General features: G+C 51.6%; 16 protein-coding genes. 12 read left to right on the top strand and 4 right to left on the bottom strand.

Annotation, left to right across the window (positions count from 1 at the left end):
• Positions 1-116: 116 nt before the first annotated feature.
• Both EBA_RS05590 and EBA_RS05585 read right to left on the bottom strand, forming a co-directional pair.
• Positions 117-626 (bottom strand): DUF2380 domain-containing protein, encoded by a 510-nt coding sequence (locus EBA_RS05590; protein ID WP_192373735.1) that lies wholly within the window; start codon positions 624-626, stop codon positions 117-119.
• Positions 623-1,054 carry an SRPBCC family protein gene (locus tag EBA_RS05585; protein ID WP_192373734.1) on the bottom strand — a complete coding sequence of 144 codons (432 nt, stop codon included), beginning with the start codon at positions 1,052-1,054 and terminating at the stop codon, positions 623-625. Before EBA_RS05585 ends, EBA_RS05590 begins: the two co-directional genes overlap by 4 nt.
• 194 nt (positions 1,055-1,248) lie before the next feature.
• Here EBA_RS05585 and EBA_RS05580 point away from each other — a divergent pair, with 194 nt between their 5' ends.
• The gene (locus EBA_RS05580; RefSeq protein WP_192373733.1) at positions 1,249-2,601 is read left to right on the top strand and encodes a sensor histidine kinase; all 1,353 of its coding nucleotides are present in this window, start codon (positions 1,249-1,251) and stop codon (positions 2,599-2,601) included.
• Positions 2,598-3,266, top strand: coding sequence for a response regulator (locus EBA_RS05575; protein ID WP_192373732.1), 669 nt, complete (start codon positions 2,598-2,600; stop codon positions 3,264-3,266). Before EBA_RS05580 ends, EBA_RS05575 begins: the two co-directional genes overlap by 4 nt.
• A 103-nt stretch (positions 3,267-3,369) precedes the next feature.
• On the opposite strand, the gene EBA_RS05570 is transcribed toward EBA_RS05575, so the two are convergent.
• Complete coding sequence (locus EBA_RS05570) at positions 3,370-3,786, bottom strand: hypothetical protein (protein WP_225615940.1); 417 nt, start codon at positions 3,784-3,786, stop codon at positions 3,370-3,372.
• Between the two features lie 293 nt (positions 3,787-4,079).
• A complete protein-coding gene (locus tag EBA_RS05565) occupies positions 4,080-4,769 on the bottom strand; it encodes a 4'-phosphopantetheinyl transferase family protein (protein ID WP_192373731.1) in 690 nt (229 codons plus the stop codon).
• Positions 4,770-4,922: 153 nt separating this feature from the next.
• Here EBA_RS05565 and EBA_RS05560 point away from each other — a divergent pair, with 153 nt between their 5' ends.
• From EBA_RS05560 to rimI, 10 genes are all read left to right on the top strand, one after another.
• On the top strand, positions 4,923-6,659 hold the full coding sequence (locus EBA_RS05560; protein WP_192373730.1) for an acetolactate synthase 3 large subunit: 1,737 nt from the start codon (positions 4,923-4,925) through the stop codon (positions 6,657-6,659).
• Complete coding sequence (ilvN, locus tag EBA_RS05555) at positions 6,659-7,150, top strand: acetolactate synthase small subunit (protein WP_192373729.1); 492 nt, start codon at positions 6,659-6,661, stop codon at positions 7,148-7,150. The genes EBA_RS05560 and ilvN overlap by 1 nt, the downstream gene beginning before the upstream one ends.
• A gap of 32 nt (positions 7,151-7,182) precedes the next feature.
• Positions 7,183-8,199 (top strand): ketol-acid reductoisomerase, encoded by a 1,017-nt coding sequence (gene ilvC / locus EBA_RS05550; RefSeq protein WP_192373728.1) that lies wholly within the window; start codon positions 7,183-7,185, stop codon positions 8,197-8,199.
• A gap of 57 nt (positions 8,200-8,256) precedes the next feature.
• Complete coding sequence (locus tag EBA_RS05545; RefSeq protein ID WP_192373727.1) at positions 8,257-9,054, top strand: outer membrane protein OmpK; 798 nt, start codon at positions 8,257-8,259, stop codon at positions 9,052-9,054.
• 181 nt (positions 9,055-9,235) lie between these two features.
• Complete coding sequence (locus EBA_RS05540; protein ID WP_192373726.1) at positions 9,236-9,649, top strand: hypothetical protein; 414 nt, start codon at positions 9,236-9,238, stop codon at positions 9,647-9,649.
• A gap of 275 nt (positions 9,650-9,924) precedes the next feature.
• On the top strand, positions 9,925-10,665 hold the full coding sequence (gene pssA / locus EBA_RS05535) for a CDP-diacylglycerol--serine O-phosphatidyltransferase (protein ID WP_192373725.1): 741 nt from the start codon (positions 9,925-9,927) through the stop codon (positions 10,663-10,665).
• A 3-nt stretch (positions 10,666-10,668) separates the two neighbouring features.
• Complete coding sequence (locus EBA_RS05530) at positions 10,669-11,589, top strand: CHAD domain-containing protein (RefSeq protein WP_192373724.1); 921 nt, start codon at positions 10,669-10,671, stop codon at positions 11,587-11,589.
• 207 nt (positions 11,590-11,796) lie between these two features.
• Positions 11,797-13,341, top strand: a complete 1,545-nt coding sequence (locus tag EBA_RS05525) for a 2-isopropylmalate synthase (RefSeq protein WP_192373723.1) — start codon at positions 11,797-11,799, stop codon at positions 13,339-13,341.
• A gap of 13 nt (positions 13,342-13,354) precedes the next feature.
• Entirely contained in the window at positions 13,355-14,146 is a 792-nt protein-coding gene (locus EBA_RS05520) for a uracil-DNA glycosylase (protein ID WP_192373722.1), read from the top strand.
• Positions 14,147-14,150: 4 nt separating this feature from the next.
• Positions 14,151-14,705, top strand: coding sequence for a ribosomal protein S18-alanine N-acetyltransferase (gene rimI, locus EBA_RS05515; protein WP_192373721.1), 555 nt, complete (start codon positions 14,151-14,153; stop codon positions 14,703-14,705).
• Positions 14,706-14,770 lie beyond the last annotated feature (65 nt).

The following is a 14,770-nucleotide window of genomic DNA, read 5'->3' as shown; positions in this document are numbered from 1 at the left end:
CATGATTAACGTTGAATTCTCCGACAGGGGACTTGCACCCCATAAGTTCATGCCCATGCTGGGCGTACACAAAGAAAAGCCGCTACACAGCGGCTTTTTTATGCCCGTCAATCCGCCTAATGCTTACTAATAGCAAGCGTAGCTTGAATCTTTCCCGCCAGCGTATCGATGCCATGCTGGGTGACTTTTTGATGATTACCCTTCATCTCAATATCGTAACGGGCCACCGCCGCCTGCTGCTTCACATCGATCAAATACACCCACAGATACGAAAACAAATAGCTGGGTTTGCTGTGTTGACTGACTAGAACCCAATCCGCACCCTGCTGCTGACCCAATCGCGCTGCCAAATCGTGGAATCGGAACAAATAACCGAAGCTTGCGTTAGCGGCTTTCTGGCTAGCAACATCGACAGCCACGATTTTATATTCACCTGACCGGCTTAGTGCCGCAATCAACAACGGCGCCATACTGGCAGTACGCGTTACTTCTAACGGAGTATTAGGCAGCGAAGTAATGTCATTCAATTCAAAATCCAAAACCGCTATCCGCGACGCGGCATTAGCCGCAGCCGAGAACACACCCACAGCCAACGACAAACATTTGATCAATCCAAGGTTATTCATAACGCTGCTGAATCCAGTAAATCCCACTCCAATCCAGCCACACCGTCCGTTATCGCCTGGCGTACAAATTCAAGCAAATCTAGGCTTTCCGCGTCTGCGTCAATATCCACGCTCCACTCCAGCACACTGCCGCCATCAAGCGCTTCGCCGACCTCCACCGTCCCCAGATTACTGCTCACCGGAAACGGCGATTCAATACGGTTGTATTGAAAGCGTCGGCGGCCGTGATCGATTAGCTCGATTCTATCCGTCATTTCCCCACCCGCCGCCAAGGTCAAAACCCGCATCGCACCGACGCCATTGCCTATCACACAACAAGCAGTAATAACCGGGAACCATCGCTCCAGACCGCCGATACCGGCTATCGCCGACCACACCGTTGCAGCCGGTATCGGCATAGTTTTGCTGACGTTCACTGTTTTAAGCATTTCCAGTCTCCATACTAAGCTGATTAAGAAGACCTCAGCTTAAGCGGCTAACAACCGCCGGTAAGCCGAAATTTGCCCGACAAACTCGGGCAAATTGCCCGCACTTTACCGACAAGCTATGCAGCTCAGTCACGACTACCTAAAATGCCATCCATGCCGGATCCGCCGAATTTTTAGCGCCATACAACCCGATCATGAACCTAAAACTGTATTTGTTATCTCGTATCACGGCGGTAGCCTTGCTGTGTTTACTCGCTACTGTCGCTTACGTATTGCATGGCAGCGCCGAACAATCTGCAACGCTAGCGCAAAACACCTTGGCCGCGCTGGGCAAACAACTGGAGTTTCAGTTATTCAAAGTGAGCGCCGGCGAAAAGCCGACCAGCCCGTTTCCCGATTTTGATTTATGGAAGCAGACCGGCAGCGAACCCGGCATTTGCGCCAGCTATCTCGCTAATGACGGCGAAACGATGCGCAACTATTGCAAGGGCATCGACCTATCGACTCATTACTATCCTCAGCATTTTGCTAAGCTATACCGACGACTTTTCGGGCCGAACTTCGACTGGCAGCGCCCAATAACTTACAACGGCCAGATTTACGGCGTATTAACGGTTTCGGTTAGCGCCGAAATGTCGATAGCCCACGCCTGGGAGGACGTGAGGCATTTACTGGCGCTATACACGATTACTATCGCGGCAGTCTGCCTGTTGGTTTATTTAGCCGTCAGCCGCGCTCTACGTCCAGCCCAGACCATTGTCCAAGGACTGAACCGACTCAGCCAGGGCGATTTGGGGTATCGACTGCCCAAATTTGGATTACTGGAATGGCGGCAAACCGCGACGGCTATCAATCAACTCGCCGACAATCAACAACAACTACTAACGGAACGGCAAAAATTGGTAGTGATGTTGATGAACTTACAGGAAGAGGAACGCCGCTATCTGGCGCGGGAGCTTCACGACGAACTGGGCCAATGCCTAACTGCGATCCACGCGGTCGCCGCCGGTATCGCCCAAACCGCTCAGCAAAGTTGCCCCGAACTAATCACGGAAGCCGAGCAAATCAGCCGTTTTACCCAAACCATGCAGCAGAGTGTGCGAGACTTATTGACGCGCTTACGACCGGCGGAACTGGAGGAGCTAGGCCTGGACGCTAGCTTGCGAAGCCTTTTGGCGCGTTGGAACAGTCTGAGTAAGACACGCTACAAACTGCATATCGCCGGCGATTGCAAAAAGCTGCCGGAGCCGCTGACTATCAGCCTGTTCCGCATCGTTCAAGAAGGCATTAGCAATATAGCCAAACATGCCTCGGCCAGCCAGGCCGATATTACGCTGACCATCGCCGATACCGAGCTTACGTTGACCATACAAGACGACGGCAGCGCCATCGATTTGCCGTTTGCCATCGACCAGGGGATAGGCTTACTGGGCATGCGCGAACGCGTATTGGCCTTAAACGGCCGCTTAGACTTGAGCATAGCCCAACCTCATGGATTGAAAATTCAAGCGCGCCTGCCACTAGCTCAGCCGGAAACCGCCCAATGAACAAACAGACCACAATCGGTATTTTGCTGATAGACGATCACGCGATAGTTCGAGAAGGTTATCGCTCGCTAATCAGCAAACAAGCAGATATGAAAGTAATAGCTGAAGCCGCGAACGGTGCCGATGCCTATCAGCTCTACAAAGAACAGCAACCCGACGTCGTGGTAACCGATTTAACCATGCCCGGCTTAAGTGGGCTGGAATTGATAGGCCGCATCAAACAGCGCGACAGCAAAGCCAGGATACTGGCATTCAGCATGCATCAAAACCCCAGCTTTGCCCGCCAAGCCTGCCGGGTTGGCGCCTTGGGTTACGTCACCAAAAGCAGCGCGCCGGACATGCTGCTGCAGGCGATACGAGAAGTCCATCTAGGTAGGCATATTCTCAGCGCCGACATCGCCCAAGCACTGGCATTGGAAAATCTCGGCAATGAAACCCTGGCACTGAATAGTTTAACTGCCAGGGAATTCGAAATCCTGCGCCTACTCGTCGAAGCCAATACCCCCGACACCATCGCCAAAACCCTCAACATCAGCCCGAAAACCGTCGGTAACTGCCATTACCTGATCAAAAACAAACTAGGGGTAAACAGCGACATTGAGTTAACGCGCTTGGCGATTAAGTTGAACCTGGTTAATCTGCTGGATTTGGCAGACCAAGCGTAGATAAAACTGCTTAATAAGCACGGCTATAAGCACAAGCTCACCCCGTCGCCAGGCTTTAACCAGGAGCCATCAAGCGCCTATCTATTATTCAAAAAACAGCCCTTCAATTTAGCGCATATTGTTCTTTTGCTGCCAGCGATTCCACCAAAGCCAAATGCCCGGCAGCATCGAACAATATGCGCTGTTCGGTGAAGAATTCGGCGGCGGCATCGATAGCATCCAGCATCACCGCGACCACAAAGCGCTCGGCATGAGTGGACGCGACCATTTTTTCCGGTACAGCAGATTCTATCCGCAAGATCTGCGCAGCTTTATCGAACGAATGCAAACGCAAACCTTCGAAATCGGCCTTTTCCTCGCGGCTGGGTAGTAAAAACACCAAATCCAGGATCGGCGCCCGTTTCTGTATAGGCTCTTCGCGCAATCTTGCCAAATCGATGGCGGTTTTGATGATGGCTTTGATGATTGCACTCTCGTCAAGCGCGCGATCCGGCATCATGGATGCAATGTGTATAGTCATATCAACCTCTTTAAGTAATCCGTTTTTAGAGTACGTAGCAAATCCCGTTCCAATATCCTGTTTTACCTGTAAGTAGCCAATCGGACACTGCAATCAAGGCATAGCGGAGAAGCCAGCGCAACGCACGGCTCAAACTTGGCATATACACGACAGTACAAGCGGACGTTATTACACGCGGGAACGAGTGATTGTTGTAAACCCAACAAGGGTGGCACATTCAACGATGATAGAATTAGCGACAGGCGCGTATTTTTTAGAAACGCAAGATTTTGCGTTTCTACGGCTCGAATATCTCACTTGACCGACAGAGCTAAGCACCGTAAATCGTAAGAACAAGCTGGCGTGGCAAGCGCCGCGCAGCTAGCACCATCGACATCCAATTCGTGAACCATCCAAGCGCTTGCCGGACCGTATGCAGGCGGAATAGCTAGCAACGGCCCTCTCTTCCCCAATTCGAATTCACATTGCTCAATCCCTAACGCAATCCCCCTACCAACCGCTTTGACGAACGCCTCTTTTTTGGTCCAGAGCCGATAAAAAGCATCAAGCCGCTCATCCGCCGACAAATTACACCAGACTTGATATTCTTGATCAGAAAAACAACGTTCCGCCAAGTTATCGAGATGCTGGCGCGGCCTGCTGGCCTCAATATCGACACCAATATCGGCGAAATCTGCAACGGCTATCAATAAGGTATCGGCGCTATGCGAAAGGTTAAAATGCAGCGCGCCGCCGACCAGGGCAGGCTTACCATACTGCCCAATCTCGAAAACCAAGGTGCCGGGCTCAACATCCAGATAATCAGCCAGGGTTTGTCGCAATAATCCGCGTACTACAAGGTAACGGTCGCGTAATAAAGTTGATTTGAACGACTCGGCCTTGGATCTTTCATCATCCGTCAACAGCCCAGTCAATTGCTGCAAAGCCGTTGCTGTAAGTCGCAGATTCCCATGCCAAACATCGACAAAATACTGATTCACCATTTCTCCGTTACTGTATAAAGCTAGTCGTTTACCTATAATCCCAAGCGAAATCCTTGGTTTTCCTTGACGAAAAGGGTCAAAAACAGTAGCTTATCCAACCTTTTTTGTAAAATCTGCATTTCCCCGATCGATTAGTTTTTTGAGGACGTAAAATTGGAACTCAGTGGCGGACATATTCTTGTCCAATGTCTTAAAGATGAAGGTGTCGAATTTGTATTTGGCTATCCGGGTGGCTCTGTCTTGCACATCTATGATGCCATTTTCCATCAAGACGAAGTGAAACATATCCTGGTCAGACACGAGCAAGCGGCTGCCCACGCGGCGGACGCCTATGCGCGCGCCACCGGCAAGCCGGGCGTGGTGCTGGTCACCTCAGGCCCCGGCGCAACCAATGCCGTCACCGGCATTGCTACAGCCTATATGGACTCCATCCCGATGGTGATCATCTCGGGACAAGTGCCATCGCCGGTGATAGGCAGCGATGCATTCCAGGAAGTCGATACGGTCGGCATCACCCGCCCCTGCGTGAAACACAATTTTCTGGTCAAAGACGTCAACGATCTGGCCGAAACCATGAAAAAAGCATTTTACGTGGCAACCACCGGCCGGCCTGGCCCGGTACTGGTCGACGTACCGAAGGACATCACCGATCCGAACATCAAAGTACCTTACAAGTATCCGAAAAAAGTCGTGATGCGCTCTTACAACCCGGTGGTCACCGGTCATAAGGGTCAGATCAAACGTGCGGTTGAAATGCTGCTGACCGCGCAACGGCCGATTATTTATTCGGGCGGCGGTGTGATTCTCGGTGAAGCCCACAAAGAACTGACCGAATTGACCCAATTGCTGGGTTATCCGATCACCAATACCTTGATGGGTTTGGGCGGCTATCCGGCCACCGACAAACAATTCGTCGGCATGCTGGGCATGCACGGTACTTACGAAGCCAATATGGCGATGCACGAGAGCGATGTTATCCTCGCCGTCGGTGCGCGCTTCGACGACCGAGTAACCGGCAAACTCACCGAGTTCTGCCCGTACGCAAAAATCATTCACATCGACGTCGATCCGGCCTCGATTTCCAAGACCGTTAAAGTTGACGTGCCTATCGTTGGCGAAGTGAAGCCGGTATTGGAACAAATGATAGAGCTGATTAAAGACAGCAAAATCAAGCCGTCCAAAACATCGCTGGAATCCTGGTGGCAATTGATTCAAAGCTGGCGCGACGTGCATTGCCTGGAATACGACCGCAATAGCAAAGTGATCAAGCCGCAATATGTGGTTGAACAGCTGTATCAGGTCACCCATGGCGACGCCTTGGTCACCTCGGACGTCGGTCAGCACCAAATGTACGCGGCGCAGTATTACCACTTCGACAAACCCCGGCGCTGGATTAACTCCGGCGGCCTGGGTACGATGGGTTTTGGCTTGCCAGCAGCGATCGGCGTGAAACTGGCGTTTCCGGAAGCCAATGTCGCCTGCATCACCGGCGAAGCCAGCATCCAGATGTGCATACAAGAGTTATCGACTGCGCTGCAGTACCGCACACCGGTCAAGATCATCAATCTTAACAACCGTTACATGGGCATGGTCAGGCAATGGCAGGAGTTTTCCTATCAATGCCGCTATTCAGAGTCGTACATGGATACCATCCCCGACTTCGTCAAATTGGCGGAAGCCTATGGTCATGTCGGCATGCGCATTGAAAACCCCGAAGACGTGCGCGGCGCCCTGGAAGAAGCCTTCGCGTTGAAAGATAGAACCGTGTTCATGGATTTCATGACCGACCGTACCGAAAACGTTTATCCCATGATAGAAGCAGGCAAAGGCCATCACGACATGAAATTGCGCGTCGCACCCGGCACCCCGGTAGACAGGGAGTTGTCATAATGAGACACATCATTTCCATCCTGATTGAAAACGAAGCCGGTGCTTTGTCGCGGGTGGCGGGATTATTCTCGGCACGCGGCTACAACATCGAATCCTTGACCGTTGCCCCGACTGAAGACCCCAGCCTGTCGCGGATGACGCTGGTCACCAGCGGCAGCGATGAGATCATCGAACAAATCACCAAGCAGCTGAATAAGTTGATAGACGTGGTGAAATTGATCGACTTGGCGGAATCCGCGCATATCGAGCGCGAGCTGATGCTGGTAAAAATCAAAACCAGCCACGATACCCGCGAAGAAGTAAAACGCATGGTCGACATTTTCCGCGGCAAGATTATCGACGTCACCGCCAACAGCTACGTGGTGGAAATGACCGGCCAATCCAGCAAACTGGACGCCTTTGTCCATGGCTTTGAAGAAGGCAGCATCATCGAAGTGGTGCGCTCCGGCCCGACCGGCATCTCCCGCGGCGAAAAAGGCTTACACCTGTAACATTTATTATTTACCCAGCAACGAGAAAACCTATGCAAGTTTATTACGATAAAGACGCCGACCTTTCTGTTATCAGAAGCAAAAAAGTAGCCATCATCGGCTACGGCTCACAAGGCCACGCGCACGCCAACAACCTGAAAGACTCAGGCGTTGACGTCGTCGTCGGCTTGCGCGCCAGCTCGGCGTCGGTCGCTAAAGCCCAAGCCAGCGGCTTGACCGTAAAAGACGTCCCGGAAGCAATCGCCGGCGCCGACGTGGTGATGATCCTGACCCCGGACGAATTTCAATCCAAGCTGTACAAAGAAGAAATCGAACCGAACATCAAACAAAGCGCGGCCCTGGCTTTCGCACACGGTTTTGCGATTCTATACAACCAAGTCGTACCACGCGCCGACCTGGACGTGATCATGATTGCGCCTAAAGCACCTGGTCATACCGTTCGCTCAGAATTCGTCAAAGGCGGCGGCATTCCTGATTTGATCGCGATTCACCAAGACGCGTCCGGCATGGCTAAAGCCATCTGTTTGTCATACGCTTCTGCGATCGGCGGCGGTCGTTCCGGCATCATCGAAACTACTTTCCGCGACGAAACCGAAACCGATTTGTTCGGCGAACAAGCGGTATTGTGCGGCGGCGCAGTGGAACTGGTGAAAGCGGGTTTCGAAACCCTGACCGAAGCGGGCTATCCACCTGAAATGGCTTACTTCGAGTGCTTGCACGAATTGAAATTGATCGTGGACCTGATGTACGAAGGCGGTATCGCCAACATGAACTACTCGATCTCTAACAACGCGGAATACGGCGAGTACGTCACCGGCCCGAAAGTGATCAACGAAGAAAGCCGCTGGGCGATGAAACAAGCCCTGGAAGACATTCAACAGGGTAAATACGCCAAGCAATTCATCCTGGAAGGCCAAACCGGCTACCCTGAAATGACTGCCAGACGCCGCCTGAATGCCGAGCACCCGATCGAAGTGGTCGGCGGCAAATTGCGGGCAATGATGCCTTGGATCAAAGCCAACCAAATCGTCGATAAAAGCAAAAACTAAGTTTATCGACTAGGATTAAAGCCCATCTTCACGATGGGCTTTTTTTTTGCCTGCTGGATGCTGCCTAAAGTGCCAAATACTGGTTTCCCAAGCCAACTGAACAGCGCCAGCCTCACGCTGCTGCTAACGGCATCCATGCCCTGCCCCGCCGATTTCATGCAATGGAGTAACAGCGAGATTCAATATCTGCACGGCGGCAACTACCAGGAACCGCTCAACCCCAACGAAGTCAGCCAGTCCATCATCACCGTCACCCACGCCCACGGCTGGGCTTACGGCCGCAACTTCTTCTTCATGGACACGCTGTTTACCGAATCCGGCCAAGCCGCGCAAACCAATCTCTACGGCGAGGCCTATAGCACCCTCAGCCTCGGTAAAATCACCGGCCTGGACTTATCTTACGGCATTTTCAAAGATTTCGGCGTGACCGGCGGCGTCAATCTGGGGGAAAACATGAACAGCTCGCGCAGCGGCTTTCGCGCCTGGCTATACGGCATCACCGTCGATTTCGATCTGCCAGGCTTCGCGTATTTCAACGTCGATTTTTTGCGACAGCGCGTCACCGAAACCGCCGACATCGGCACCTCCTGGCAGATTACCCCGGCGTGGAAACTGCCGTTCGAAATCGCCGGCACAAAATGGAGTTTCGAAGGCTTCGCCGACTTCATCGGCCATAACCACACCGCCGCCCGCCAAGCCCTGGCGCAGCCGCAACTTAGATTGGACATCGGCGACTTATGGGGCAACAGCAATCACCTGTATATCGGCATCGAATACCAGTATTGGCATAATAAATACGGGATTAGGGGCTTGCAGGACAGCGTGCCACAGGCGTTGGTGTTGTGGAAGTTTTGAGGGGTGGGCTATTGGACAATAGGGATCTACAATTCGATTTTGAGGTATTTTCCTAAGAACTACAGCAAAACCGAACAATAATTCATTGAAATAAATAGATTTTTTTATTTAAAATGCATTTTAACAACTGTTTGACGAAATATTTAGTGTCAATTAGGATGTCCAAATTTAGGTAGCCAATATGTCAAGCACATCTCTTATTCAACTAATTGCAGCTTGTGTTGGCATAATAGGCTCAGTATTTTTCGCGATCGGTGTAATGAGACAATCTATCGAGGCAATGGCACGCCTATCCGGAACCTATTGGGATTGGAACCCTCATATGCCGACAGCACTAGCGGCACAAAAAGCTGACTATTTGTTTGGCGGGGGGCTAATACTTCTTGCGTTCGTTCTTCAACTCGGTTCGTTTTTCGGATCGAGTACGCCCGTTATGACTCAGGAACAAGCCTGTTTTGCGCCTTGGCTGGCTGGCGCAGTGACTATTATGGGTTTCTTCTTTTTACGTATGATTTCTGGCCTCCTAGCCAGGCACTACGAATCGCAGATTTCCGCGTGGCTCAAACAAAGAGCCGAACAAAACGCCTCTACCTAAGATGACGCTAAATCTATACCGTTAGGCGCTTCACAATAAAGTCTGCGTAGCCTGGATGCAGCGCAGCGAAGTCCGGGTTTAAAATGCCAAGTTGCAAATCCGCTTTTAACGCCAAACCTATCCCCCTCGGCTAGACTCCACCACCGTATTTCGCTGCGCTGCATACGGGCTACAATCTCGACGATCTCAAGCCTTGGCTAACCCCATTTTAGTTAAGCAGCTGTCATATTCAGCATGTACAATGCCGCCAACTTTTCAACCTTTGTAGACACATTATGATCAAGAAGCAGCCGCTTACGCGTCATCGTGGCATTTACCTACTGCCTAATCTGTTCACCACGGGTGCCATGTTTGCCGGGTTTTATGCAATCACATCAGCGATTAACGGCCGGTTCGAAACAGCGGCGATTGCTATGTTCATCGCGATGGTGCTGGATGGCCTGGACGGCCGCGTTGCCCGACTGACCAACACGCAGAGCGAGTTTGGCGTGCAGTACGATAGCTTATCGGACATGGTCTCATTCGGCGTAGCCCCGGCTATTGTCATGTATTTATGGACCTTATCTTCCATGGGTCAGGCCGGCTTGTTCGCGGCTTTTGTCCACATGGCCGGTGGCGCCTTGCGGCTGGCGCGCTTCAATACCCAAGTGGAAGTGGCGGATAAACGTTATTTTCAAGGCTTGCCCAGCCCGGCCGCTGCGGCGATCCTGGCCGGTGGTTTGTGGTTCTGCGTGGAAAACGGTTATGACGTGGAGAACATCAAATATCTGGTATTGCTGACGACCATCACTACCGGTTTGCTGATGGTCAGCAACTTCCGTTATTCCAGCTTCAAGGAAATCGATTTTAAAAACAAGGTGCCATTTATCGTTGTCATCATCGCCATGCTAGTAATTAGTTTCATATTGGCCCAACCGCAACGCATGCTATTCCTGCTATCGGTCGGCTATGCCATATCCGGCCCCATCGTCACCTTGGTTTTGCGCAAACGTAAGCTGCAAAGCCGTAAAAGTTAGCACATGCAAAAAACCGGTGGCAAACCGTTGCTTGAGGCGTTGGAAAAACACTGGCGCCAATACCGCAAACGCTTGCATGCCTGTCGGCAAAGTGCCAACGAGGACAACGTCCACGAGTTACGCGTCAGTACCCGGCGCTTGTTGGCGCTGATCGAACTACTTCACGTCCTGGGACCACAACCCACGCTACTAAGTATTCGCAAAGCCCTGAAAAAGCAGCTCGACGGTTTCGATGAATTACGCGACACCCAGGTCATGCTGTTCGAAGCCGCCAAGACCCTGCCCATCCTGCCGGAATTGGAGCCTTTTTTGGCACACATGCATCGCTGCGAACAGCAATTGCTAAAGGAAAACCAATCATTTATTGCCAGCCTGTATCAACCGAAACTGCGACGTAAGCTGAAAAAAGCCGGCAAACGCTTCAAAATTCAAACCGCCGACATCGACCTTCAACTTGCCTTGCCAACGGCAATCGACCAAATTTACGCCGCTGCTCTCAGTCGCTACCAAGAATTAGACCCGGCCAATCTCGCCAGCATTCACCATCTGCGCATCGCCGTTAAGAAATGGCGCTACAGCCTTTTGGCGATACAATTCACCGATTCGGCCCTAGCAAAAATAGAGCTAAATCCACTGAAAAACTATTTGACTCGAATGGGCGATATTCAAAATTCGGTGGTAATGTTGCAAACGCTGGAGCTATTTTTTCAGCATCAGATACCAACGGAAATAGAGCGGCATTATCAGCGGCAACAACAAGTGTTGATCGACTCATTTATGAAATGCTGCTCGGAGATTTTGGAGTTTCGGCAAAAAACCGGAAACGAGCGAAACATCGCTTTTGAATCCGCCCCTGATAATGCAAAACAATCGGAATCGAACAAGCCATATCAACCCAACAATAATCGGACGCTTGAGCCATAGTCGGCAATCAAGTATAGTTTCCGGCCATGAACAGTCAGATAATCGTTTATCATAAAATCTTAGTTTTCATGCCAGCCATTGGCAGACGATTGTTCGCCCTACCTCTAAGATTGCTGCCCTGAGGGGCGCACTCTATCCTCATCTAAACAAGACAACCATTTTCTGTTTCTCGGCCTTAGCGCCGAACATTTCATGAACGGAGTTCTCATGAAAGATAAATTAATCATATTTGATACAACTTTGCGCGATGGCGAGCAAAGCCCCGGCGCTTCAATGACGCGCGATGAAAAAGTCCGGATCGCGCGCGCGCTGGAGCGGATGAAAGTCGACGTCATCGAAGCTGGTTTCCCGGCGGCTAGCCAAGGCGACTTCGAAGCCGTGCAGGCTGTTGCCGATGCGATTAAAGACAGCACAGTTTGCGGTTTGGCTAGAGCACTGGATAAAGACATTGATCGGGCCGGCGAAGCCTTAAAAGGCGCGAAAAGCTCCCGAATCCATACCTTTATCGCCACCTCGCCGATTCACATGCAAAAAAAGCTGAATATGCAGCCGGAGCAGGTGATCGAATACGCGGTGCGCGCCGTCAAACGCGCGAGGCAGTACACCGACAATGTCGAGTTTTCCCCGGAAGACGCCGGCCGCTCGGAAGAAGATTTCTTGTGTCGGATCCTGGAAGCGGTAATAGCCGCAGGCGCAACGACGCTTAACATCCCGGATACGGTCGGCTACAGCATGCCGCAGCAATTCGGCGCAACCATCGCCAATTTGATCAAACGCATCCCCAACTCCGACAAGGCTGTATTTTCTGTACATTGTCATAACGATTTGGGCTTGGCCGTTGCCAATTCTTTGTCGGCAGTAATGAATGGCGCCCGCCAGGTGGAATGCACCATCAACGGTTTGGGCGAACGCGCCGGCAATGCCTCTTTGGAAGAAGTGGTGATGGCGGTGCGCACCCGCCAGGATTTCTTCGCTTGCGATACTAGCTTGGATGCGCGCGAGATTGTAACTTGCTCAAAACTGGTGTCATCCATCACCGGTTTTCCGGTGCAACCCAATAAGGCCATCGTCGGTGCTAATGCCTTCGCCCACGAATCCGGCATCCACCAGGATGGCGTATTGAAAAATCGGGAAACCTACGAAATCATGCGCGCCGAAGATGTGGGCTGGACCACCAATCGAATGGTCTTGGGCAAACATTCCGGCCGCAACGCTTTCAAAACCCGGATGGCTGAGTTGGGCGTGGACTTTGCCGGCGAAGCGGATTTGAACGATGCGTTTTTTCGCTTCAAACAATTGGCCGACAAAAAACACGATATTTTCGATGAAGACTTGCAGGCTTTGATTTCCGAGCAAGGCTTCGAAGCAGAAGACGAGCATATCAAGTTAGTGGCCTTAAAAGTCTGCTCGGAAACCGGCGAAGTGCCCAATGCCACCGTCACCATTCGCGTCGACGGTAAGGAACTCACTGGCAGCGGACAAGGCGGTGGCGCGGTCGACGCCAGCCTGAAAGCCATCGAAAGCTTGGTACAAACCGGCGCGACCCTGGCGCTTTATTCGGTGAATAACATCACCACCGGTACCGATGCCCAGGGTGAAGTGACGGTAAGACTGGAAAACGCAGGCCGCATTGTTAATGGTTCCGGCGCAGATACCGACATTGTTATCGCCTCGGCCAAGGCTTACATCAACGCGGTCAACAAACTGCAAAGCCCCGACCAACGCCAGCATCCGCAAAAAGGCGATGTCTGACTTTTGAGCTGCAATGGATAACGCGACCCGCTTGCAGTATTTGGAGGCGATGGGCATTGATGTCTGGGTACCCCGGCACCAACCCATCGCTATTCCGCCAGCGGCCGTTCATCCTGAAAATTCGGTCGAAAATTCAGGGGAAACCCATCAAGGCAGATCTTCCAACCGAGAGGTGTCGAGCTTCATCGAAACCCTTAGCAGCGAATATCCGCAACATTGCGCTTCGTCGCCATCATCCCACGCCAACGATCAACTATGGAAAGACCTGCAATACGAGGTTTCTTTGTGCCGGGCTTGTTCACTATGCGAAACCCGCACCCAAACCGTATTCGGTGTCGGCAATAAACATGCGACCTGGATGCTAATCGGCGAAGCGCCCGGCCAGAACGAAGATTTGCAAGGCGAGCCTTTCGTCGGCAAGGCCGGCCAACTGCTAACCGAAATGTTGCGGGCGATGGGTTTGAAACGCGAGGAAGTCTATATCGCCAATATGCTGAAATGCCGACCGCCGAATAACCGAGACCCGCAAGCCGAAGAAGTCGCAGCGTGTAACGGTTTTCTGCAACAGCAAATCGAATTGATACAGCCGAAGATTATTTTGGCGGTAGGCCGGATTGCCGCACAAAACTTACTCGACACCCAGCAACCGCTGGCAAAATTGCGCGGCGTCCAACACCAGTTGCACAACATCCCCCTGATTGTCATTCACCACCCGGCTTACTTATTGCGCTCATTGCTGGAAAAGGCCAAAGCCTGGAGCGATTTGCAGTTTGCGCTGTCGGTCTATCAAAAACTAGAAAAATAAAACCATGTGGAAACTGTTACATAAATTAAAAGATGCGCTAATTTACGACGCGGACCGAGAATTTTACGCCAAGGTGTTTCCCGATTCGGTAGATAGCAAAGACTTAATGCGGATACGTAAAATGGATCATGCTGATTTAACCAGCGTCTTGAAGATAGAAGAGTTAAATTACGAATTCCCTTGGTCGGAAGGCATATTTAAAGATTGTTTCCGCACGATGACTTACACCTGCTGGGTCTGCGAGGCAGCAGACGACAGCATAGTCGGCTATTGCATCATCAATGTGGCGGCTGGCGAAGCTCATATTATGAATATCAGCGTCAACCCTCTCTTTCAACGTCAAGGTGCCGGCCGAAAAATGCTGGAACACCTAATCGAATACGCCCGGTCTCGCGCCGAGAAAATATTCCTGGAAGTACGCCCCAGTAATCCTGGCGCCATCAATTTATACCGAAAATCCGGCTTTCGCGAAATCGGCACCCGCAAAAATTATTATCCGGCCAAAAACGGTCGAGAGGACGCGATTATGTTTGAATTGGATCTGGTACCCATGCTATAGCCAGACTCTATTCGCTCGCTGCCGGCTCGGAACTCGTCTTCGATGGTAGCTTCCAATAGGCCTGT

It is taken from the genome of Methylomonas albis (genome assembly GCF_014850955.1).
In the GTDB taxonomy this organism is placed as follows: domain Bacteria; phylum Pseudomonadota; class Gammaproteobacteria; order Methylococcales; family Methylomonadaceae; genus Methylomonas; species Methylomonas albis.
This window is presented reverse-complemented; position numbering and strand designations above follow the sequence as displayed.